Source organism: Terrabacter sp. 2TAF16, assembly GCF_052115065.1.
Taxonomy (GTDB): Bacteria; Actinomycetota; Actinomycetes; order Actinomycetales; family Dermatophilaceae; genus Terrabacter.
In genome coordinates, this window is record NZ_JBFRFZ010000006.1 from 499475 (window position 1) to 518768 (window position 19294).

Consider the following 19294-nt stretch of genomic DNA (forward strand, 5'->3'; position numbering starts at 1 on the left):
CGCCCTCTCCTCAGATCTTCTGCGGGACGACTTGGAAGTACACGGCCGTGATGACGAAGTTGACGACGAAGAGCAGCATGAAGGTGATGACGACGCTCTGGTTCACCGCGTCGCCGACGCCCTTGGGACCACCGCCCGCGTTGAGCCCCTTGTAGGCCGCGACGACGGCCGCGATGGCACCGAAGATCAGGGCCTTGATCTCGGCGGTCCAGAGGTCGGGCAGCTGGGCCAGCGCGGTGAAGCTCGCGATGTACGCGCCCGGTGTGCCGCCCTGGACGATGACGTTGAAGACGTAGCCGCCGACGACGCCGACGACCGACACGAGCCCGTTGAGCAGGACCGCGACGAGCATCGAGGCGAGCACGCGCGGCACGACGAGGCGCTGGATCGGGCTGATACCGAGCACCTCCATCGCATCGATCTCCTCGCGGATCTTGCGCGAGCCGAGGTCGGCGCAGATGGCCGAGCCACCCGCGCCGGCGATGAGCAGCGCTGTGACGATGGGGCTGGCCTCGCGCAGCACGGCGAGGACGCTAGCCGCGCCGGTGTAGGACTGGGCGCCGAGCTGACGGGTCAGGGTGCCGAGCTGGAGGGCGATGACCGCGCCGAACGGGATGGAGACGAGGGCGGTCGGCAGGATCGTCACGCTCGCGATGAACCACGCCTGCTGGATGAACTCCTTGACCTGGAACGGGCGCTTGGGCAGGGCCCGGAACACGTCGAGGGCGAGTGCGAAGAGCGAGCCGGACTGGCGCAGGGCGCCCGTGAGGGGTGCGGCCACGTCAGCTCACCCCCGCCCGGACACCGGGGATGCCGGCGTTGCGCGACTCGAAGGAGCCGGGAGGCGGGGTGATGCCGTTGTCGCGGCACCAGCCGCCGGCGGGCCGCTCCGCGCGACGCGGCTTGCCGTCGCTCGTCGGGAGCTGGAGGGCGATCGGCGGCAGGGGCGGCAGCTCCTGACCGGACTCGGCGGCCAGCTCGTCGGCGTCCTTCTCCTCCGACATGCCGATCGGGCCGATCGTCTGTGCGTTGAGGAACTGCCGCACGACGGGCTCCTCCGAGCTGAGCAACATCTCGCGCGGCCCGAACATCGCGAGGTGCTTGTGGTAGAGCAGGCCGATGTTGTCGGGCACCGTCCGGGCCGTGTTGATGTCGTGCGTGACGATGAGGAACGTCGCGTCGATCTGCGCGTTGAGGTCGACGAAGAGCTGGTTGATGTAGCTCGTGCGCACCGGGTCGAGACCGGAGTCCGGCTCGTCGATGAGGAGGATCTCGGGGTCCAGAACGAGCGCCCGGGCCAGTCCGGCGCGCTTGCGCATGCCGCCTGAGATCTCTCCCGGGAGCTTGCCCTCGGCACCGGACAGACCGACGAGGTCCATCTTCTCGGTCACGATGCGCTTGATCTCGGCCTCGGTCTTCTTCGTGTGCTCGCGCAGCGGGAAGGCGACGTTGTCGTAGAGGGTCATCGACCCGAACAGGGCGCCGTCCTGGAAGAGGACGCCGAAGAGCTTGCGCACCTCGTAGAGGTCGGCCTCGCGCAGGCGGGTCAGGTCACGTCCGTTGATGACGATCGACCCGGCATCGGGCTTGAGCAGGCCGACGAGCGTCTTGAGGAACACGGACTTGCCGGTGCCCGAGGGCCCGAGCATGACCGAGATCTCTCCCGCGGGAAGCGTGAGGGTCACGTCCCGCCAGATCGTCTGCGAACCGAAGGTCTTGGTCAGACCTTGCACCGCGATCTCCACACCCATGTGGCATCCACCTATGTCTTCCTGGCCGTCTCGACTCGGCTACGGGGGAAACGAGGGCGCCGGGCGGAAGTTACGCGCCAGTCGGGTTCTCCCGGCCAGGCGGCTCCCCCACGGTTAACCTGTGCGAGTCATGTGGAGCCAGGAGGATGCATGCGCGCAGAACTGCGGCCGTCACAGGTCGCACCGGGGGCTCTGCTCGAGGTCGAGGGCAGCACGTACCGGGTCGTCGGGACCGTCCGGTTCGACCTCGGCGGCACTCGGTGGGGCGAGCACTGCATCACCTCGTCGGGGCCGCGGGAGTGGCTCTCGCTGCAGCCGCGCGGCGCCGGGTGCGTCATCCACTGGCGGACTCGGGATGACCTCTTCGGCGACCCGGAGCACGGGGCCATGAGTCTCGACGGCCGCGACTGGACGCTGCTCGAGGCCGGGTCGCTCACCTACACGGCCGAGGGTGACACGGGTCTCGGCGTCCGGGGCACGTGCGATTTCGTCGAGTTCGTCGCGACGGACTCATCCGATGCCGTCCTCGTCTACGAGAGCTTCGACGGCGGCATGTGGGAGATCAGTGTCGGTCGACTCGCCGACCCGGCACGCGTGCGCGGCTACCGCGAGGTCGCCGGCGACTGACCTCCGTCGTGCGTGGCCGTGACCTCGTGGGTCACGACGTCCCCGTCGACGCGCAGGGTGACCGCAGCGACGCGGTCGGCCCCCTCGAGGTCCGCGAGGCGGGCGAGCAGGTCGGCGATCCGGCCGAAGGTCTCGGGGCTGGGCACGGGTGCCCGGCCGTCGGCGTTGCCCGACAGCCCCGTCAGTCGGTGGTCGGCGTCCATCGTCAGGGCTGCGGTCATCCGCTGGACCGGCGCGCCCCGCTGCTCCTCGACGCCGCGGCGCAGGGTCGTCGCCAGCTCGTCGAGCAGCCCGTCGAGCCGCGTGGGGGGCGTATGCCGTCCGCCCGCCGCTGCGTCCGACGTGACCGACGGGGTCGGCGGGGTCGGCTCCGTGGCGGGGTCGGTGACCGGCTCGTCCATGGGATCGGTGACGGGCGTCGCGGGGGCCTCGGTGGCCGGCTCTGCCGTGGCTAGCGGGGCGTGGCCCTCGCTGAGGAAGCCGATCGCGGCGAACTGGATCTTGGCGAAGTCGACCTCGGCGTCGCGGGCCAGCGAGTTGTCGATGACGTAGGCGAGGTTGACGGCGAGGTCGGCCATGCCCGGGTGCAGCTGCTGGCCGACGAAGCGCGCACACAGCAGCAGCGCGTGCACGCGCACCATCGTCCGGCCCTTGCGGTCCTGCACCTGCTGCTCTGGCTCAACGCGACGCAGGTCGAACCCGTCGCGGGGGTAGAAGTGCAGCGGGCGTTCGAGGACGAGCAGCGAGTAGTCCGGCCGGTCAGAGCCCGGCATGAGCCGGTACAGCTCGCCGTTGAGCGGCAGCTGCCACTCCAGCTCGGGCGGCGCGCTGTCGAAGCGCGTCACGCACACCAGGGGCCCGTAGCGTCCTGTCGGACTCGAGGCGTCGGTCGTCGGTCTCGAGGCGTCGGCCATCGGGCCCGCCGTCGGGGTCGGAGGCGCCGTGCGGATCGAGGCGGTCAGTGCCCCGAGAGGGCTGGTTGCCGCAGCAGGGCCGGGCGCGGCGGCCGGGCTGTGCGCTTGGGCGGGCACCGTCGGCGCCGCTGCCACCTCGGGCGCGTCGGGGTCAACGGGGGGCGCCTGCTCGGCGGCGGTGTCCGCGTCGTCGTCAGCAGCGGGCCTGAAGGTGCGCGACAGCCATCCCATGCGGGCAAACCTACCGGGGCCCATCGGCGGATCGCGGGACGGCGTACGCCATCTCCTCGCCCGGGACGCCCGCGCCCACCGGTCGTGGTTACGGTGGACCGGTGACGACAGTGAGCAAGGACGCTCCCGACCTGCGCGCCCTCGAGGGGCTCGCCGAGTCCCTGACGCCCGGCGCGTTGCTGACCGACCCCGACACCGTGGCGGCCCACCGCTTCGACTACACGGCTGACGCCGGAGCCGGTGTGCCGCTCGCCGTGGTCCGCGCGACGAGCGCCGCCGACGTGCAGGCCACCGTGCGCTGGTCCGGGGAGCACGAGGTCCCCGTCGTGCCCCGCGGTGCCGGCAGCGGGCTCTCAGGGGGCTCGAACGCCGTCGACGGCTGCATCGTGCTGAGTCTCGAGCGGATGCGGACCGTCGAGATCGACCCGACCACGCGCACGGCGGTCGTCGAGGCCGGAGCCCTCAACGTCGAGGTCAAGCAGGCGGCCGCCGAGCACGGGCTCTGGTACCCGCCCGACCCGTCGTCCTTCGAGATCTGCTCGATCGGCGGCAACGTCGCGACGAACGCGGGCGGCCTGTGCTGCGTCAAGTACGGCGTGACGACCGACTACGTGCTCGGCCTCGACGTCGTCCTCGCGGACGGGACGCTCGTGCACCTCGGCGGCCAGCGCGTCAAGGACACCGCAGGCCTCTCGCTCGTCAAGCTCTTCGTGGGCAGCGAGGGGACTCTGGGCGTCGTGACCCGGGCGACGCTACGTCTCGTCCCCGCGCAGGCGCCGCCCGCCACCCTCGTGGCCACCTTCGACACCGTCGAGGACGCCGCGCGGGTGGTCGTCGCCATCGGCAACACCCTCCGCGCGTCGATGATGGAACTCATGGACCGGGCGTCGGTCAACGCCGTCGAGGACCACCGCAGCATGGGGCTCGACCGCGAGGCCGGAGCCATGCTGCTCGCGCAGTCCGACGCCCCCGGCGCGGCCCGCGGCGAGGAGATCGCCGTGATGGAGCGGCTGTGCAGGGATGGCGGCGCGCGCGAGTGCTTCACGACGACGGATGCCGCCGAGGGCGAGATGTTCGTCGCGGCCCGCAGAGCCGCCATCGTCGCCATCGAGCGGCGAGGTGCGATCATGCTCGAGGACGTCGGCGTGCCGGTGCCGCGCCTCCCCGACCTGCTGACCGGCATCGCCGACATCTCACGCAGATACGACCTCGAGATCCCCGTCGTGGCCCACGCCGGCGACGGCAACACGCACCCCGTCATCGTCTATCCGCCGGGCGACACGGACGCCGGTTCCCGTGCGGCACAGGCCTTCTCGGAGGTCATGAGCCTCGCGATCGGGCTCGGCGGCACCATCACCGGCGAGCACGGCGTCGGCCGGCTCAAGCGCGCGGCCCTGCCCGAGCAGCTCGGGCCCGACGTCATGGCCCTCACCCACCGCATCAAGAACGCCCTCGACCCGCAGGGCATCCTCAACCCCGGAGCAGGATTCTGATGACCGCGACCCCGCCCGTCACGACCCGCCGCCCGATCGCCGACCGGCACCTCTTCGGTCCCGGTCCGTGCAACCCCTACCCCGAGGCGACCCTCGCCCTCGCAGCACCTCTGCTCGGACACCTCGACCCCGACTTCCTCGCGATCATGGACGAGACGTGCGACCTGCTCCGGTACGCCTGGGGCACCGACAACCGCCGCACCCTCCCACTCTCGGCCACCGGGTCAGCGGGCATGGAGGCCGCCTTCGTCAACACCGTCTCCCCCGGCGACGTCGTCGTCGTGGCGGTCAACGGGCTCTTCGGGGAGCGCATGGTCGACGTCGCGGGCCGTCACGGCGCCGAGGTGGTCCGCGTCGACCACGAGTGGGGCACACCCGTCGATGCCGAGAGGGTCGCCGCCGCCCACCCCGCACCGAAGATCATCGCCGCAGTCCATGCCGAGACGTCCACCGGCGTCCGCTCCGACGTCGCCGCCCTCGGCGCGGTCAAGGGCGACGCCCTGCTGCTCGTCGACGCGGTCACCAGCATCGGCGGGATCGAGCTGCGCGCCGACGACTGGGGCATCGACATCGGCTACGCCGGCACCCAGAAGTGCCTGGGCGTCGCGCCCGGCCTCGCTCCCTTCACCATCAGCGACCGCGCCTTCGAGCGCCGCGTCGAGAAGCCGTCGTCCTGGTACCTCGACCTCGGCCTGCTCGGCGGCTACGTCGGTGAGGCCTCTGGCTCGGGCAAGCGCACCTACCACCACACGGCGCCGACCGCGATGGTCGCGAGCCTCCATGCAGGCCTCCAGCGCATCGCCGACGAGGGCCTCGAGAAGGTCTGGGACCGCCACGCCGAGGCCGGCCGCCTCCTCCAGTACGGCCTCGAGGAGATGGGCCTCGCCCTCTTCGCCGCCGAGGGCTCCCGCCTGCCCGAGCTGACGACGGTCCGCGTGCCCGACGGGGTCGACTCAGCCGCCGTCCGCGCCTACCTGCTCGAGCGCCACAACCTCGAGATCGGCGCCGGCGTGGGCGAGTTCGCTTCCACCGTCTGGCGCATCGGCCTGATGGGCCACAACGCGCGCCCCGACCGCGTCGCCCTCGTCCTCGCCGCCCTGAAGGACGCCATGGCCCACGCCGCCTGACGCAGCCCCCCGTTCGAGGGGCGCGGGGCGTGGCGGTGGTCGCGGCATCGACGGCGGGCGCTGACGCTGGGAGCGAGCGTGCCGGCATACGCCCCGCCGACGCTCCACGCCGCGAGCGCCGTCGCGCCGCACGACCGCCCAACCAGCAACCCCCGCAAACCGGGACAGCGAAAGGCGGGCCCGACCGTGTGGTCGGACCCGCCTTCGCGGTAGAGCAGTGATCCCGGCAGAGCCGGGTCAGATCACTTGAGCTCGACGGACGCGCCGGCGCCCTCGAGCTGCTCCTTGGCCTTCTCGGCCGCAGCCTTGTCGACACCCTCGAGGACGGGCTTGGGGGCGCCGTCAACGAGGTCCTTGGCCTCCTTGAGGCCGAGGCTCGTGAGCGCGCGGACCTCCTTGATGACCTGGATCTTCTTCTCGCCCGCGGCGGTGAGAACGACGTCGAACGAGTCCTTCTCCTCCTCCTCGACGGCGGCAGCGCCGCCACCGGCAGCGGCGGCAACCGCGGCAACGGGGGCAGCAGCGGTGACCTCGAAGGTCTCCTCGAACTGCTTCACGAACTCGGAGAGCTCGATGAGGGTCATCTCCTTGAAAGCGTCAAGGAGCTCGTCGGTGCTGAGCTTCGCCATGGTGGCTTCCTTCCTAGATATTGCCGTGAGTGGCGTGTTGTTGAATCGAGCTGGTGCGCAGGAGCGCAATCAACTCTCGTCGCCACCCTCGGCGACGTCGGTGGTTGCCTCGGCGGCCGGAGCGGCCTCCGTGGCGGGACCCTGCGCCTCGACCTTCTGGCGCAGGGCGTCGACCACGCGGGCCGTCTGCGACAGAGGAGCGACGAAGAGGTAGGCGGCCTTGTTGAGGGAGCCCTTCATGGCGCCCGCAAGCTTGGCCAGGAGAACCTCGCGGGACTCGAGGTCCGCGAGCTTCGTGATCTCCTCGGGAGACAAGGTCTTGCCGTCGAGGACGCCAGCCTTGATCACGAGGAGGGGGTGTGCCTTGGCGAAGTCACGCAGACCCTTGGCCGCCTCGACCGGGTCACCGGTGATGAAGGCGATGGCCGAGGGGCCCTGGAGGTGACCGTCGAAGGCCGTGATACCGGCCTCCTTGGCGGCGCGCTCCGTGAGCGTGTTCTTGACCACGGCGTAGGTGGCGTGTTCCCGGATCGAGGTGCGCAGCTGCGAGAGCTGGGCCACGGTCAGACCGCGGTACTCGGTGAGAACGGCCGCACCGGACTCACGGAACTTGTCCGCGATCTCGGCAATGGCAGCCGTCTTCTCGGAGTTCGCCATCTGGGCCTCCTTCCCTTGCGTGGTGCCGCCTGTCGAAGGGGCCCGGAGGGCCTGCACGAAAAGAGCCCCGGCGCAGGGCGCTCGGGGCTCGCAGCGACATACTCGAGGTATGCCGTGAGGCTGAGTGTCCTGCGCTGGCTGCCCGCATCGTGCGGAACCTTCGGGAGATCGTGGTTGCCCACGCCCTCCAACCGGCGGTCATTGGTCGTGGACCACAGTACGGGCTGGACCGCTGCGGACCAAATCGAGCCCGGGCCCTGTCGGCGGGTCCGACGCACGATCCCCCACCACACCGGGTACGTGACCTAGCGTGACCCCCATGGCGAGTGGCAGCGCAGTCCGCCGCCCGACCCCGTCACGGCGGCAGGCGATCCGCCGCCGCCGGACGTGGGCGGGTCTGGCCGTCGTGCTGTGCGTGGCTGCCGACCTCTGGGTCGTGACGTCGGCCGGCGCCGACGAGCCGGTCCCCGAGGGCGCGGTCTCACGTGCCGCGCGGGTCTCCCTGACGGCCGGCACGGCACCCGCGGTCCCCATCGACCAGGTCGAGCGAGTGCCCGAGGCCGCGACGGACTCGCAGGTCGACGGCTCCGCCTCGACGGGTGCGACCGGTGCGGCAGGCACCACGGGCTCGACGTCGTCGGACGACGCGGTGGCCGCCGGGAAGAACGACGGCAAGGACGACGGCAAAGACGACAAGGGCGCGGTCGTCCAGGCTGGGTCCGGGAGGTTCACGGTCGTGGCCATGCCCGCGGCCGCCCTGCGCCCGACCCCCCCGAGCGGCCGCACGGTGCGCTACACCGTGGAGCTCGAAGGTGGTCTCGACATCAAGGCCGCGGACCTGGCCACCACGGTGGGGAGCGTGCTGACCGATCCGCGGGGCTGGCAGGCGAAGGACGGCGTCCGCTTCGTCAACGTCTCCCCCGCCGCAGCCGCCAAGGGTGCCGCGGTCGACCTGCGCATCTCGCTCGCGAGCCCCGACACGACCGACCGGCTCTGCGCGCCGCTGCAGACCCGCGGCCAGGTCAGCTGCCACAACTCCGGGCGGGTGGTGCTCAACCTGCGACGGTGGGTCCTCGGCGCGGAGGCCTACGGCACCGACATCGCCGGCTACCGCACCTACCTCGTCAACCACGAGGTCGGCCACGGCATCGGGCACGCGCACGCCTACTGCGGCGGCTCGGGCAAGGTGGCCCCGGTCATGATGCAGCAGACCTACGGCCTCAAGGGCTGCACGGCGTGGCCCTGGCCGACCCCCAAGCCGGCCTGACCTCCCACGTCGCGGCCGGCATATGCCCTCTCTCCCCCAAATGACGGGCCGCGGTCGGTGATGCCGACCGCGGCCTCGTCACGATGGGTGCCGCCTCAGAGCAGCGAGCTCGCGGAGTAGCCGACCCGGACGACGGAGCCCGTCGGCAGCGAGCCCAGCACGCGGTCGGTGACGACCTCGATCATGACGACCTCGACCGACGTCGCGGTGCGGGTCACCTTGTGCAGGGTGACCCGGCCGAGCCCCTGCACGGTCACGACCGTGTTGGGCTTGACCGTCGAGGTGATGGAGGGCAGACCGGTGATGCGCAGCCCGACGAACCGCGAGGCGTCGGTGGTCACCGGGGTGGCGCCCGCGCTCGACTGGGCCGCCGAGGTCTCGGCGACGATCGTGTCGGCGCTGATGAGGCCGTTCAGCACGCGGGGCGCACCGATGGTGCTCTTCACCTGGCTGCGACGGGACGTGGCCGTGATGGTGGAGATGACGTCTGTCGTCGTCGTGCCGGTCGACACGACCCCCGGCACCCCTGCCGTGGCCACCGTCGCACGTCCCGAGCCTCCGGTGCACGGGGGGTACGCGAGAGCGGTCCGGCTCGAGGACACGGCGCCGTCGGCGAGGTTGGCCGACGTGGCGTAGCCCATGCCGGAGACGAGCCCGACCACCGGTCGCGACAAGGAGGTATTGGCGACCCCGACGTCGATGCGTGACCCGACCGGCAGGCCGAGGGAGTTCTGTGCGGTGATGACGACCCGCAGGGCCGTCGTGCTGACTCGCCAGTCGTTGCCGGAGAACGCCTTCGTCTGCGTGTTGAGGTAGACCGTGGCGAGAGCGGCCCCGGCCGAGGTCCGCAGCGGGATCGCCGAGTTCGGAGCCGGGTTCGCATTGAGGGCACGCCCGCCGATCTTGAGGCCGATCAGCTCGGCGCGGTTGCCGCCGCCGTAGACGCCTGACGTGCTCAACGTCGCCGTGCTGGCCCCGGTGACGGCATCGGCTCGGACGAGCCCGCCGAGGAGGTTGACCGCCCCCGTGGTCGCCGTGGCACGGCTGATCTTGTAGGTCGTCGTCGTCGAGGTCGCGGCCGAGGTGCGCGTCGCCCCCACCGACCCGGCCGTCGGGACGGTGACTGCCGCCGTGGATCCCGTGGCCGTGTGGCCGAAGGCAGTCGTGCAGCCGATCGAGGCGAGAGCCGTGGGCCCGGAACGCACGAGGCCCCCGACCACGACGTAGGTGCCGTAGGCGAGGGCCGAGACTCCGGTCGCCGGCGGTGCTGCGGATGCCGGTGCGGCACCGAGGGGCGCGGCCATCGTGGAGATGGCCGCTGCTGCGAGGATCGCCGTGAGTTTCCTGTTCATGGTCGTGCTCCTGTCATCGATGCCCTGCTCATCGATCCCCTGACCGATGTACTCATGTCAACGACACGGACTCTCGGCGTGTTATGGGCTGGATGCGTCAATCACAAGGTTGGTGTGGTAATGCGCTGATTGCGATTTCAAGCACCTGCCGGAGCCCTGGCACACAGGTGAGGCCGGCCCCGTCGGGACCGGCCTCACCCGTCGCGTGGGTCTCGTCGTCAGGTCAGCGGGGGTGCACGACCATGGCCGAGCCGCCGCCACGACGCGTCGTCTCCGCGGCAGCCTCGAACAGGCCCCCGCGCAGGCTGCGGATCGCCGTCACGGCACCGATCTCGTTCGGCGTGCCCGCCGATGCCAGCTTGTGGCCCATCGCCGTCAGCGCCGCACCGGTCGGACCGCTGAGGATCGCGGGCTCGGCGCCCTCGCTGGAGCCGTTGCGTGAGCTGAGGCGCGGCACCGCGATCGCGTCGACGAGCGACAGGTCGCGGTCGAGGTAGCCGAGGATCGTCTGCGACACCGACGTGATGATCGTGGCACCGCCCGGCGAACCCACCGCGAGGAAGGGCTTGCCGTCGTCGAGCAGGATCGTCGGGCTCATCGACGACCGCGGACGCTTGCCGGGGCCGGGCAGGTTCGGGTCCGGGACGCCCGGGGTCAGCGGCGTGAAGTTGAAGTCGGTGAGCTCGTTGTTGAGCAGGAACCCGTACCCGGGGACCGTGATGCCCGAGCCACCGGTCTGCTCGATGGTCAGGGTGTACGACGCGACGTTGCCCCAGCGGTCGGTGGCCGTCAGGTGCGTCGTCGACTGCCCCTCGTAGGGCTCGCTCTGCGCGACCGTGCCGGGCGTGCAGGCGGTGTAGGCACCGTCGGGCGAGCCGAACGGGATCGGACGGGCCTGGGCCTTCATCGGGTCGAAGAGGCAGGCGCGCTCTGCGGCGAAGGCAGGATCGGTCAGCTCCTTGACCGGCACGTCGGGGACGTCACCCACCCAGCGGTTGCGGTCGGCGAAGGCCGTCGCCGACGCCTCCGAGAACCGGTGCAGGTAGTCGACGTCCGACAGGTCGGACGTCGAGACGCCCGTGCGGTCCTCGTAGGCCTGGACGAGGTTGAGGATCTCGGCCACCGCGATGCCGCCCGAGCTCGGGACCGGCATGCCGTAGACGTCGTAGCCCTTGTACTGCGAGTGGATCGGGGCCTTGGTCAGGGCGCGGTAGGCGCGCAGGTCGGCCGTCGTCATCCTTCCGCCCATGACCGAGGAACCCGCCTTGGTGTGCGGCGCCCGGGACTCGGCGACGATCGCCCGTCCGAGCGCGCCGGCATACAGCGCCTCCGTGCCCTGGGTGCGCAGCGTCCGGTACGCCCTGGCCATGTCGGGGTTGGTGAAGACCGAGCCCACGGCCGGAGCCTGGCCGCCCCGCAGGAAGACCTTCGCCGTCTCGGGGAACACGGAGAAGCGTGCGGCGTTGGCTGCCGTCTGGTCGGCGAACGTCTGGTCGACGACGAAGCCCGTGGCGGCGAGGCGCTCGGCCGGCTTGAGCGCCGCGTTGAGCGACAGCGTTCCGTGGTCGCGCAACGCCTTGGCCCACAGGGCGGGCGTGCCGGGTACGCCGATCGACAGCCCCGAGTTCACCACGGTGTTGAAGTCCATCGCCTTGCCCGTGGCCGGATCGGTGAAGGTCTTGCCGGTGAACGTCGCCGGAGCCGTCTCGCGGCCGTCGATGGTCGAGACCTTCCTGCTGCGCGCGTCGTAGTAGACGAGGAAGCCACCGCCGCCGATGCCGGCGCTGTAGGGCTCCGTGACGCCGAGCGCCGCTGCGGTCGCGACCGCAGCGTCAGCTGCGTTGCCCCCGCGGGCGAGGACGTCGATGCCGACCTGCGAGGCGTCGCGGTCGACCGAGCTGACGGCACCCCCGGAGCCCGTCATGACGGGGACCTTCGGTAGCGGGGTGGGCTGGCCGTGCCAGCCGCGGTCAGCCGCTGCGGCGGCGGGCGCGACCGCCGGCTGCGCGCCGGCCGTGGCCGGCAACAGGGAGAGAGGGAGCCCGACGACGAGAGCGCCGAGGACCCATCGGGAACGTGTCGTGGTGCATACGCTGTGACGACTCATCTTTCGACCGTACCCGCGCAAACGCCGCAGATCGCCCCGAGAACCCCGCCGATCCGAGGTCTGGGACAGGGTGTGACCACGAGGCCACTCGACTGGGACGGGGCGCTCACTCGAGTGAGCGAATGGCGTCGGCGCCGGGAGCGTCCCCAGCCAGGACGGTCGGAGACGCACGAGAGCCCGCCACCCCCGGAAGGGTGACGGGCTCTGCGTCGGGTGCGTCAGGCGGTCAGGCCTGGTCCTCCTCGGCGAGGAGGTTGCGCGTCTTGGAGAAGTCGAGCGGGATGCCCGGGCCCATCGTCGTGGAGACGGTGGCCTTCTCGATGTAGCGGCCCTTGGAGCTGGCCGGCTTCAGACGCAGGATCTCCTCGAGGGCAGCGGCGTAGTTCTCGACGAGCTTCGTCTCGTCGAAGGAGGCCTTGCCGATGATGAAGTGGAGGTTCGCGTGCTTGTCGACGCGGAACTCGATCTTGCCGCCCTTGATGTCGGCGACGGCCTTGGCGACGTCCATCGTCACGGTGCCGGTCTTCGGGTTCGGCATGAGACCACGCGGGCCGAGGACCTTGCCGAGACGACCGACCTTGCCCATGAGGTCAGGCGTGGCGACGACCGCGTCGAAGTCGAGCCAGCCGCCCTGGACCTTCTCGAGCAGGTCGTCGGAGCCGACGTGGTCGGCGCCGGCCTCACGGGCGGCCTCGGCCTTGTCGCCGTTGGCGAAGACGAGGACGCGGGCGGTCTTGCCCGTTCCGTGCGGCAGGTTGACCGTGCCGCGGACGGCCTGGTCGGCCTTGCGGGGGTCGACGCCGAGGCGCATGGCGACCTCGACGGTCTCGTCGTACTTGGCCTTGGCGGTCTGCTTGGCGACGCGGACGGCCTCGAGCGGGGCGTAGACCTTGCCGGGCGTGACGAGCTCGGCGGCTGCGCGGTAGTTCTTGCTGCGCTTCATGACTGCTCCTGCTTTCTTCGTGGAGTCGTGGTGCGACCGTGCGCTGGTCTCCCACGGGACCTCACGGCCGTATGCCGTGTGGCCCGGTCCGGGGGTGCCCGCCCTCACGCGGAGGGCGGGCGTCCCGGCGTCTGGTGACGCGAGCTCGTCAGAGCTCGGTGTCGATGCCCATCGAGCGGGCGGTGCCGGCGATGATGCGCGCCGCCATCTCCTCGTCGTGGGCGTTGAGGTCTTCCATCTTCTGACGGGCGATCTCGAGGACCTGGTCGCGCGAGAGCTTGGCGACCTTGGTCTTGTGCGGCTCGCCCGAGCCCTTGGCGACGCCGGCGGCCTTCTTGATGAGCTCGGCGGCCGGCGGGGTCTTCGTCACGAAGGTGAACGAGCGGTCCTCGTAGACCGTGATCTCGACCGGGATGACGTTGCCGCGCTGGGACTCCGTCGCGGCGTTGTACGCCTTGACGAACTCCATGATGTTGACGCCGTGCTGACCGAGGGCGGGGCCGACGGGCGGGGCGGGGGTGGCCTGACCGGCCTGGATCTGCAGCTTGATGAAGCCGGAGACCTTCTTCTTGGGGGGCATGGATGCCTACCTTCTGTGTTGCTGGGCCGACGCCTTGGGCGATGACCCGGTTGCATGTCCTCGTGCGGTCAGCCGCACGAGGTCGTACGACCCTCGATCAGATCTTGGCGACCTGGGCGAAGGAGAGCTCGACCGGGGTCTCCCGGCCGAAGATGGAGACGAGCACCTTGAGCTTCTGGGTGTCGGGGTTGATCTCGGAGATCGTCGCGGGAAGGGTCTCGAACGGGCCCTCCATGACGGTGACGGACTCGCCGACCTCGAAGTCGACGACCCGCACGTCCTTGCCGGCGCTCGAGCTCGACGACGCGCCGGAGCCGTCGGCGGCCGCAGCGGCCTCGAAGTTCGGGGCGAGCATCGTGAAGACCTCGTCGATCGACAGCGGCACCGGCTGGTGGGCGTTGCCGACGAACCCGGTGACGCCGGGCGTGTGGCGCACGGCGCCCCAGCTCTCGTCGGTGAGGTCCATGCGGACGAGGACGTAGCCGGGCATCCGGACGCGACGGACCTGCTTCTTCTGGCCGTTCTTGATCTCGGTGACCTCCTCCATGGGGACCTCGATCTCGAAGATGAAGTCCTCCATGTTGAGGGTCTGGATGCGCGTCTCGAGGTTGGCCTTCACGCGGTTCTCGTAGCCGGCGTAGGAGTGGATGACGTACCAGTCACCGAAGCGCGTGCGCAGGTCGGCCTTGAAGTCGGCGACGGGGTCGCCGCTGCCCTGGGCCACCGGCTCGTCGTCACCGGAGGTCTCGGACGTCTCGGAGTCAACGGCGGCATCGACGTCGTCGCCGGACTCGTCGCCGGACTCGTCGTCGGTCTCCGCTTCGACGGTGTCGAGGTCGGAGTCGGTGGCGTCGTCCTCAGCACCCGACTCGACGTCGGAGGCCGAGAGGTCGTCGGTCTCGACCGCGGGGTCGACGACGTCGCTCTCGGTGCTCTCGCCGTTCGGGGCGCCCTCGTGGGCGAACTGCTCGGACACGCTCTGACCTACTTCCTTGCTCGTGGACCGGCCGTGACGGCCGGCAGTGACATCCCGGTCGGGTGCCGGTGGCTCGTGCCTCAGGTGGCCGAGCCGGTGAAGACCCAGGAGACCAGTCGGCTCAGACCGAAGTCGAGCGTTGACACGAGCGCCATCATGATCACGACGAACACGACCACGACGGTCGTGTAGCGCACGAGTTCAGGACCCGTCGGCCGCACGACCTTGCGCAGTTCGTCGAGGATCTGGCGCACGAAGAGGCTGATCGCGCCGAAGAGGCGCGATACGGGGTTGCCGCCGCGAGCCTTGTCGGCACGGCCGGACCCGCGCTTGGCGCTCGTCTCCGTCACGATTCCTTCTTTCTGCCTGGGTGTCGGCCCGCGGGCGCCACACCCGGACCGTGGAGTCCCACGTCAGGGCAGAAGCCGCGTGCCGCCTTGCACGACGACCACATCACTGGGATGCGCAGGGCAAGAGGGACTCGAACCCCCAACCGCTGGTTTTGGAGACCAGTGCTCTACCAATTGAGCTATTGCCCTTCGCCGGGGACGTTGGGTGTCCACGGCGGGACGGCATGCGTCAGCATGGCCAGCGAAGCCGTCCGAGGGACGATCATACGGGACGGATGCGCCCCAACGCGAACCGACCCGAAACCCCTCCGCGGGCCCTCCCCCGTCGCCGGCACGTGACCCTTCGGGAAGCCTTCGGGCACCTGCCGCGCCCGCGGGGGGAACCGCGCGACCCGGCATACGGACTCGGCCGCCCCACCCGGCCGCCGCAGTGGCAGGATCGAGAGGTGACGAACCCGCGCACCCCCCTCGCGTCCCTGTCCGACGACGACCTGGCCGGCTTCCTCGCCGAGCAGCGTGAAGCCTACGCGGCCCTGCAGTCGCGCGGTCTCAGGCTCGACCTGACGCGGGGCAAGCCGTCCGCCGCGCAGCTCGACCTCTCCGACGACCTCCTGCGCCTGCCGACCACGACGAAGGACCGCGCCGGGGTCGACGTGCGCAACTACGGCGGACTCGAGGGCCTCGCCGAGCTGCGCGATCTCTTCGCCGAGCTGCTCTGGGTCGAGCCCAGCCAGGTCGTCGCCGGCGGCAACTCGAGCCTGACGATGATGTACAGCACGATCGTCGACTTCCTCCTCTTCGGCGGCGTCGACTCGCCGCGGCCCTGGTCGCAGGAGGAGAAGGTCCGCTTCATCTGCCCCGTCCCCGGCTACGACCGCCACTTCTCGATGCTCGCGTCGTTCGGCATCGAGATGGTCACCGTCGACATGCACGCGGACGGCCCCGACATCGCCGCCGTCGAGGCGCTCGTCAAGGACGACCCGAGCGTCAAGGGCATCTGGATCGTCCCGACCTACGCCAACCCGTCCGGTGCCGTCGTCTCGCAGGAGATCGCCGCCCGCCTCGCGGCCATGCCTGCAGCGGCGCCCGACTTCACGATCTTCTGGGACAACGCGTACGCCTTCCACCACCTCACCGAGGACGAGGCCAAGAGCGCCGACATCCTCAGCCTCGCCGCCGCCTCCGGGCACCCGAACCGGCCGATCATGTTCGCCTCGACCTCGAAGATCACCTTCGCGGGCGCCGGAGTCGCCGTCCTCGCCGCGAGCGCGGCCAACGTCACCTGGTACCTCGGACACCTCGCGATGGGCTCCATCGGTCCCGACAAGGTCAACCACCTGCGTCACGTCGAGTTCTTCCACGACGCCGACGGCGTGCGTGCGCACATGCGCAAGCACCGCGAGATCATCGCGCCGAAGTTCGCGGCGGTCGCAGAGGCGCTGACGAACGGCCTCGCGGGGCTCGAGGTCGCCGAGTGGAGCCACCCGACCGGGGGCTACTTCGTCAACCTCGACGTGCTCGACGGGACCGCGTCCCGGGTCGTCGCGCTCGCCAAGGAGGCCGGCATCGCGCTGACGCCGGCGGGCGCGTCCTTCCCGCTGGGCCACGACCCGCGCGACCGCAACATCCGCCTGGCCCCGACCTTCCCCGTGCTCGACGAGGTGCGCACGGCCATGGCCGGCGTCGCGACGTGCGTCGCCCTCGCCGCTGCCGAGAAGCTGACGCAGGACCGCGCCGCGGGGGTAGGGGCAGAGGGCGACGGCGAGACGCCGTCGGCCGGGGACGCCACGAGCCCCTCGCACACCGCCACCGAAGGAGCCTCGCGATGAGCGACCAGGATCCCAACGAGACCATCGACGACGAGCTGACGACCTACAGCGTCGACGACGAGGACCAGCTCCAGCCCGAGGACACCCTCGACGACGGTGACCTCGAGGACGTGCTCGACCGCGGCTACTCGCCCAACGACCGGCCGCAGGGCGTCACCGCCCACGGCACGACCGCCTACGAGGAGTCCGTCGACGAGACCATCGACGAGCGCATCCGCCAGGAGGTGCCGGACCCCGACTCCGCCTACGGCGCGCCCGACAACGAGAGCGGCCTCGACGGCGACCGCGTCGGTGGCGACGACCCCGACGCCATCGACGCCGAGGACGACTGGCTCGGCGACCACGAGGTGGGCGACGCCCGCGCCGGTCGCCTCGTGGCCGACGACGAGGGCGCCCACGACGACGACGAGAAGCAGGCCTGGGCCAGCGACGTCGGCGTCGACGGGGCCGGCGCGTCGGCCGAGGAGGCCGCGATGCACATCGTCGACGAGATCGCTGACGAGCCCGACGAGGACTGAGTCCCGCCCGACCCGCAGAGAGGCCACGGCCCGGCACCAGCCGCGCCGTGGCCGCTCTGCGCCGCCCGGGACCGGATGACACACTGACCCGCATGACGCGTGCGGTGCAGGACCTGCCCAAGGCGCACCTGCACCTGCACTTCACGGGCTCGATGCGCATCGACACGGTGCGAGACCTCGCCGCCCGGCACGGCATCCGCCTGCCCGACGCCCTCGTGACGGGCTGGCCGCCTCGACTCGCCCGAGCCACCGACGAGCGCGGCTGGTTCCGCTTCCAGCGCCTCTACGACGCCGCCCGGTCCTGTGTGCGCGGGGAGGACGACATGCGCCGGATCGTGCGCGAGGCCGCGGCCGACGACGCGGCCGAGGGGTCACGCTGGCTCGAGATCCAGGTCGACCCGACGTCGTACGCCCCCTTCGTCGGCGGGATCACGCCGGCGCTCGAGATCGTGCTCGACGAGGCACGCGCCGTGTCGGCCGCGGGGGACATCGGGGTCGGAGTCGTCGTCGCGGCGAGCCGCATGCGCCACCCCCTCGAGGCCCGCACGCTCGCTCGCCTCGCCGCCCACCACGCGGGCGAGGAGGCCGGCGACGTCGTCGGCTTCGGCCTGTCCAACGACGAGCGGCGCGGAGCCGTCGCCGACTTCGCGCCGGCCTTCGCCATCGCCCGCCGGGCCGGTCTGGCCCTCGTGCCGCACGGCGGCGAGCTCCTCGGCGCCCAGTCCGTCATGGAGACGCTCGAGCACCTCGCCCCGGACCGCATCGGGCACGGCGTGCGCAGCGTCGAGGACCCACAGGTGCTCGACGCCGTCGCCGAGGCCGGCGTGACCCTCGAGGTGTGCCCGGGCAGCAACGTCGCCCTCGGGGTCTACGCCGACGCGGGCGACGTCCCGTTGCGCCGGATCGTCGAGGCCGGCATCCCCGTGGCGCTCGGCGCGGACGACCCGCTCCTCTTCGGGTCCCGCCTGGCCGCGCAGTACGCCGCGGCCCGAGAGCTCGGCTTCGACGACGACGGCCTCGCCGCGCTCGCCCGCGGCTCCCTCGAGGGCAGCCGGATGCCCGACCGCCTGCGCAAGGCCGCGCTCGCCGACGTTGACGCCTGGCTCGCCGGGCCGGCGTGACACCGACCACACGCAGGACCGGGTCGTAACCGGTCATAACGGGCCGCTCCCCACGGAGCCGGCCTGCTCGCCCATCCCCACCGGGTTTGCTCAGGATCGGTGCGCCCGGTCATGCTGGTCGGGAGATGAAGACTTCTGCCCCCGCCACCACCCGCCCATCGACCGCCTCCGGCGCCCGTCTGCGACGACTCGCCGTGGTCGGTCTCGTCGCCCCCGTCGTCGCGCTCGCGGCGTGCAGCGGGGAGTCGCCCGTGACCGCCGACCCGACGGCGCCGGCCGGCACGACCCCGGCCGCGACGAGCACCTCGACGACGTCCACGACGACCGCAGCGCCCACCACGGCCGCGCCGACGACCGCCGCCCCGGCGAAGTACTCGACGCGCACCGTCAAGGCCGTCATCAAGGACCCTCAGCTGGGCCACACGATCACGGCCATGCGCGTCTCGCGCGGCCTGCCGTTCCCGAAGAACCAGCCCGTCGGGGCCGAGGCCTTCGAGATCGTCGGGGTCAAGGTCGAGTTCGCCGCCGGCTCTCGATACTCGGCGTCGCTCGACCCGAAGATGCTGACGCTCATCGCGACGAAGCCCAAGCAGAACGTCGCGCCCACGGCCGAGTTCGGCAAGGCGTACAAGGCCGACCCGCTGCTCACGACGAAGCGCGACGAGCGCGACCGTGGGTGGGTCTTCTTCAAGGTCGACAAGGGCACGACGACGGCCCTGCGCCTGGCCTTCAACCGGCCGGCCTACGCCGTCAGCACGACGGACAAGAGCATCCCGGCCAAGACCTTCTCCGTCGTCCTGACGAAGTAGTCGCGGCCCGCGG

19 protein-coding genes and 1 tRNA gene are annotated in these 19294 nt (G+C 71.2%); 8 read left to right on the top strand and 12 right to left on the bottom strand.

The window, feature by feature from the left end; genetic code table 11:
• Positions 1-10 precede the first annotated feature (10 nt).
• Together AB4Z14_RS11150 and AB4Z14_RS11155 are read right to left on the bottom strand one after the other, a co-directional pair.
• Positions 11-781, bottom strand: a complete 771-nt coding sequence (locus AB4Z14_RS11150) for an MlaE family ABC transporter permease (RefSeq protein ID WP_056752740.1) — start codon at positions 779-781, stop codon at positions 11-13.
• A 1-nt stretch (position 782) separates the two neighbouring features.
• Positions 783-1751, bottom strand: coding sequence for an ABC transporter ATP-binding protein (locus AB4Z14_RS11155; RefSeq protein WP_056771142.1), 969 nt, complete (start codon positions 1749-1751; stop codon positions 783-785).
• A 150-nt stretch (positions 1752-1901) separates the two neighbouring features.
• Between AB4Z14_RS11155 and AB4Z14_RS11160 the strand changes: the two genes are divergently transcribed.
• On the top strand, positions 1902-2378 hold the full coding sequence (locus AB4Z14_RS11160; protein ID WP_442275222.1) for a DUF4178 domain-containing protein: 477 nt from the start codon (positions 1902-1904) through the stop codon (positions 2376-2378).
• On the opposite strand, the gene AB4Z14_RS11165 is transcribed toward AB4Z14_RS11160, so the two are convergent.
• The gene (locus AB4Z14_RS11165) at positions 2354-3523 is read right to left on the bottom strand and encodes a hypothetical protein (RefSeq protein ID WP_442275223.1); all 1170 of its coding nucleotides are present in this window, start codon (positions 3521-3523) and stop codon (positions 2354-2356) included. The genes AB4Z14_RS11160 and AB4Z14_RS11165 overlap by 25 nt on opposite strands.
• A 101-nt stretch (positions 3524-3624) precedes the next feature.
• Between AB4Z14_RS11165 and AB4Z14_RS11170 the strand changes: the two genes are divergently transcribed.
• Both AB4Z14_RS11170 and AB4Z14_RS11175 read left to right on the top strand, forming a co-directional pair.
• Positions 3625-5016, top strand: coding sequence for an FAD-binding oxidoreductase (locus AB4Z14_RS11170; RefSeq protein ID WP_442275224.1), 1392 nt, complete (start codon positions 3625-3627; stop codon positions 5014-5016).
• A complete protein-coding gene (locus tag AB4Z14_RS11175) occupies positions 5016-6143 on the top strand; it encodes a pyridoxal-phosphate-dependent aminotransferase family protein (protein WP_442275225.1) in 1128 nt (375 codons plus the stop codon). Before AB4Z14_RS11170 ends, AB4Z14_RS11175 begins: the two co-directional genes overlap by 1 nt.
• Positions 6144-6385: 242 nt before the next feature.
• Here the strand turns inward: AB4Z14_RS11175 and rplL are convergent, their stop codons facing one another.
• Entirely contained in the window at positions 6386-6772 is a 387-nt protein-coding gene (gene rplL / locus AB4Z14_RS11180; protein WP_056771157.1) for a 50S ribosomal protein L7/L12, read from the bottom strand.
• 69 nt (positions 6773-6841) lie between these two features.
• Positions 6842-7429, bottom strand: coding sequence for a 50S ribosomal protein L10 (rplJ, locus tag AB4Z14_RS11185; protein ID WP_056771162.1), 588 nt, complete (start codon positions 7427-7429; stop codon positions 6842-6844).
• Between the two features lie 319 nt (positions 7430-7748).
• Between rplJ and AB4Z14_RS11190 the strand changes: the two genes are divergently transcribed.
• Complete coding sequence (locus AB4Z14_RS11190) at positions 7749-8696, top strand: DUF3152 domain-containing protein (protein ID WP_442275226.1); 948 nt, start codon at positions 7749-7751, stop codon at positions 8694-8696.
• Positions 8697-8791: 95 nt separating this feature from the next.
• On the opposite strand, the gene AB4Z14_RS11195 is transcribed toward AB4Z14_RS11190, so the two are convergent.
• The 7 genes from AB4Z14_RS11195 to AB4Z14_RS11225 form a co-directional block, all read right to left on the bottom strand.
• Positions 8792-10048 (bottom strand): choice-of-anchor P family protein, encoded by a 1257-nt coding sequence (locus AB4Z14_RS11195; RefSeq protein WP_442275227.1) that lies wholly within the window; start codon positions 10046-10048, stop codon positions 8792-8794.
• 223 nt (positions 10049-10271) lie between these two features.
• The gene (gene ggt / locus AB4Z14_RS11200; protein ID WP_442275228.1) at positions 10272-12155 is read right to left on the bottom strand and encodes a gamma-glutamyltransferase; all 1884 of its coding nucleotides are present in this window, start codon (positions 12153-12155) and stop codon (positions 10272-10274) included.
• 226 nt (positions 12156-12381) lie between these two features.
• On the bottom strand, positions 12382-13098 hold the full coding sequence (rplA, locus tag AB4Z14_RS11205) for a 50S ribosomal protein L1 (protein WP_056771168.1): 717 nt from the start codon (positions 13096-13098) through the stop codon (positions 12382-12384).
• Positions 13099-13246: 148 nt separating this feature from the next.
• Positions 13247-13678 carry a 50S ribosomal protein L11 gene (gene rplK, locus AB4Z14_RS11210; RefSeq protein WP_147066061.1) on the bottom strand — a complete coding sequence of 144 codons (432 nt, stop codon included), beginning with the start codon at positions 13676-13678 and terminating at the stop codon, positions 13247-13249.
• 97 nt (positions 13679-13775) lie between these two features.
• A complete protein-coding gene (gene nusG, locus AB4Z14_RS11215) occupies positions 13776-14654 on the bottom strand; it encodes a transcription termination/antitermination protein NusG (protein WP_442275229.1) in 879 nt (292 codons plus the stop codon).
• A gap of 80 nt (positions 14655-14734) precedes the next feature.
• On the bottom strand, positions 14735-15004 hold the full coding sequence (gene secE / locus AB4Z14_RS11220) for a preprotein translocase subunit SecE (RefSeq protein WP_056752708.1): 270 nt from the start codon (positions 15002-15004) through the stop codon (positions 14735-14737).
• Positions 15005-15120: 116 nt separating this feature from the next.
• Positions 15121-15193: transfer RNA gene (locus AB4Z14_RS11225), tRNA-Trp, on the bottom strand.
• A 257-nt stretch (positions 15194-15450) separates the two neighbouring features.
• Between AB4Z14_RS11225 and AB4Z14_RS11230 the strand changes: the two genes are divergently transcribed.
• The 4 genes from AB4Z14_RS11230 (at position 15451) to AB4Z14_RS11245 (ending at position 19281) form a co-directional block, all read left to right on the top strand.
• The gene (locus AB4Z14_RS11230; RefSeq protein WP_442275230.1) at positions 15451-16833 is read left to right on the top strand and encodes an aminotransferase class I/II-fold pyridoxal phosphate-dependent enzyme; all 1383 of its coding nucleotides are present in this window, start codon (positions 15451-15453) and stop codon (positions 16831-16833) included.
• On the top strand, positions 16830-17351 hold the full coding sequence (locus AB4Z14_RS11235) for a DUF5709 domain-containing protein (protein ID WP_056771184.1): 522 nt from the start codon (positions 16830-16832) through the stop codon (positions 17349-17351). The genes AB4Z14_RS11230 and AB4Z14_RS11235 overlap by 4 nt, the downstream gene beginning before the upstream one ends.
• Before the next feature lie 92 nt (positions 17352-17443).
• Positions 17444-18472, top strand: a complete 1029-nt coding sequence (locus tag AB4Z14_RS11240; RefSeq protein WP_442275231.1) for an adenosine deaminase — start codon at positions 17444-17446, stop codon at positions 18470-18472.
• Positions 18473-18597: 125 nt separating this feature from the next.
• Positions 18598-19281, top strand: a complete 684-nt coding sequence (locus AB4Z14_RS11245; protein ID WP_442275232.1) for a hypothetical protein — start codon at positions 18598-18600, stop codon at positions 19279-19281.
• Positions 19282-19294: the final 13 nt, after the last annotated feature.

Coding starts and splice junctions, on each gene's coding strand:
- AB4Z14_RS11160 (WP_442275222.1), top strand. CDS start 1,902: ATGCGCGCAGAACTGCGGCCGTCACAGGTCGCACCGGGGGCTCTGCTC.
- rplK (WP_147066061.1), bottom strand. CDS start 13,678: ATGCCCCCCAAGAAGAAGGTCTCCGGCTTCATCAAGCTGCAGATCCAG.
- AB4Z14_RS11190 (WP_442275226.1), top strand. CDS start 7,749: ATGGCGAGTGGCAGCGCAGTCCGCCGCCCGACCCCGTCACGGCGGCAG.
- rplL (WP_056771157.1), bottom strand. CDS start 6,772: ATGGCGAAGCTCAGCACCGACGAGCTCCTTGACGCTTTCAAGGAGATG.
- AB4Z14_RS11155 (WP_056771142.1), bottom strand. CDS start 1,751: ATGGGTGTGGAGATCGCGGTGCAAGGTCTGACCAAGACCTTCGGTTCG.
- AB4Z14_RS11195 (WP_442275227.1), bottom strand. CDS start 10,048: ATGAACAGGAAACTCACGGCGATCCTCGCAGCAGCGGCCATCTCCACG.
- AB4Z14_RS11175 (WP_442275225.1), top strand. CDS start 5,016: ATGACCGCGACCCCGCCCGTCACGACCCGCCGCCCGATCGCCGACCGG.
- rplJ (WP_056771162.1), bottom strand. CDS start 7,429: ATGGCGAACTCCGAGAAGACGGCTGCCATTGCCGAGATCGCGGACAAG.
- AB4Z14_RS11165 (WP_442275223.1), bottom strand. CDS start 3,523: ATGGGATGGCTGTCGCGCACCTTCAGGCCCGCTGCTGACGACGACGCG.
- AB4Z14_RS11245 (WP_442275232.1), top strand. CDS start 18,598: ATGAAGACTTCTGCCCCCGCCACCACCCGCCCATCGACCGCCTCCGGC.
- rplA (WP_056771168.1), bottom strand. CDS start 13,098: ATGAAGCGCAGCAAGAACTACCGCGCAGCCGCCGAGCTCGTCACGCCC.
- AB4Z14_RS11235 (WP_056771184.1), top strand. CDS start 16,830: ATGAGCGACCAGGATCCCAACGAGACCATCGACGACGAGCTGACGACC.
- ggt (WP_442275228.1), bottom strand. CDS start 12,155: ATGAGTCGTCACAGCGTATGCACCACGACACGTTCCCGATGGGTCCTC.
- AB4Z14_RS11240 (WP_442275231.1), top strand. CDS start 17,444: ATGACGCGTGCGGTGCAGGACCTGCCCAAGGCGCACCTGCACCTGCAC.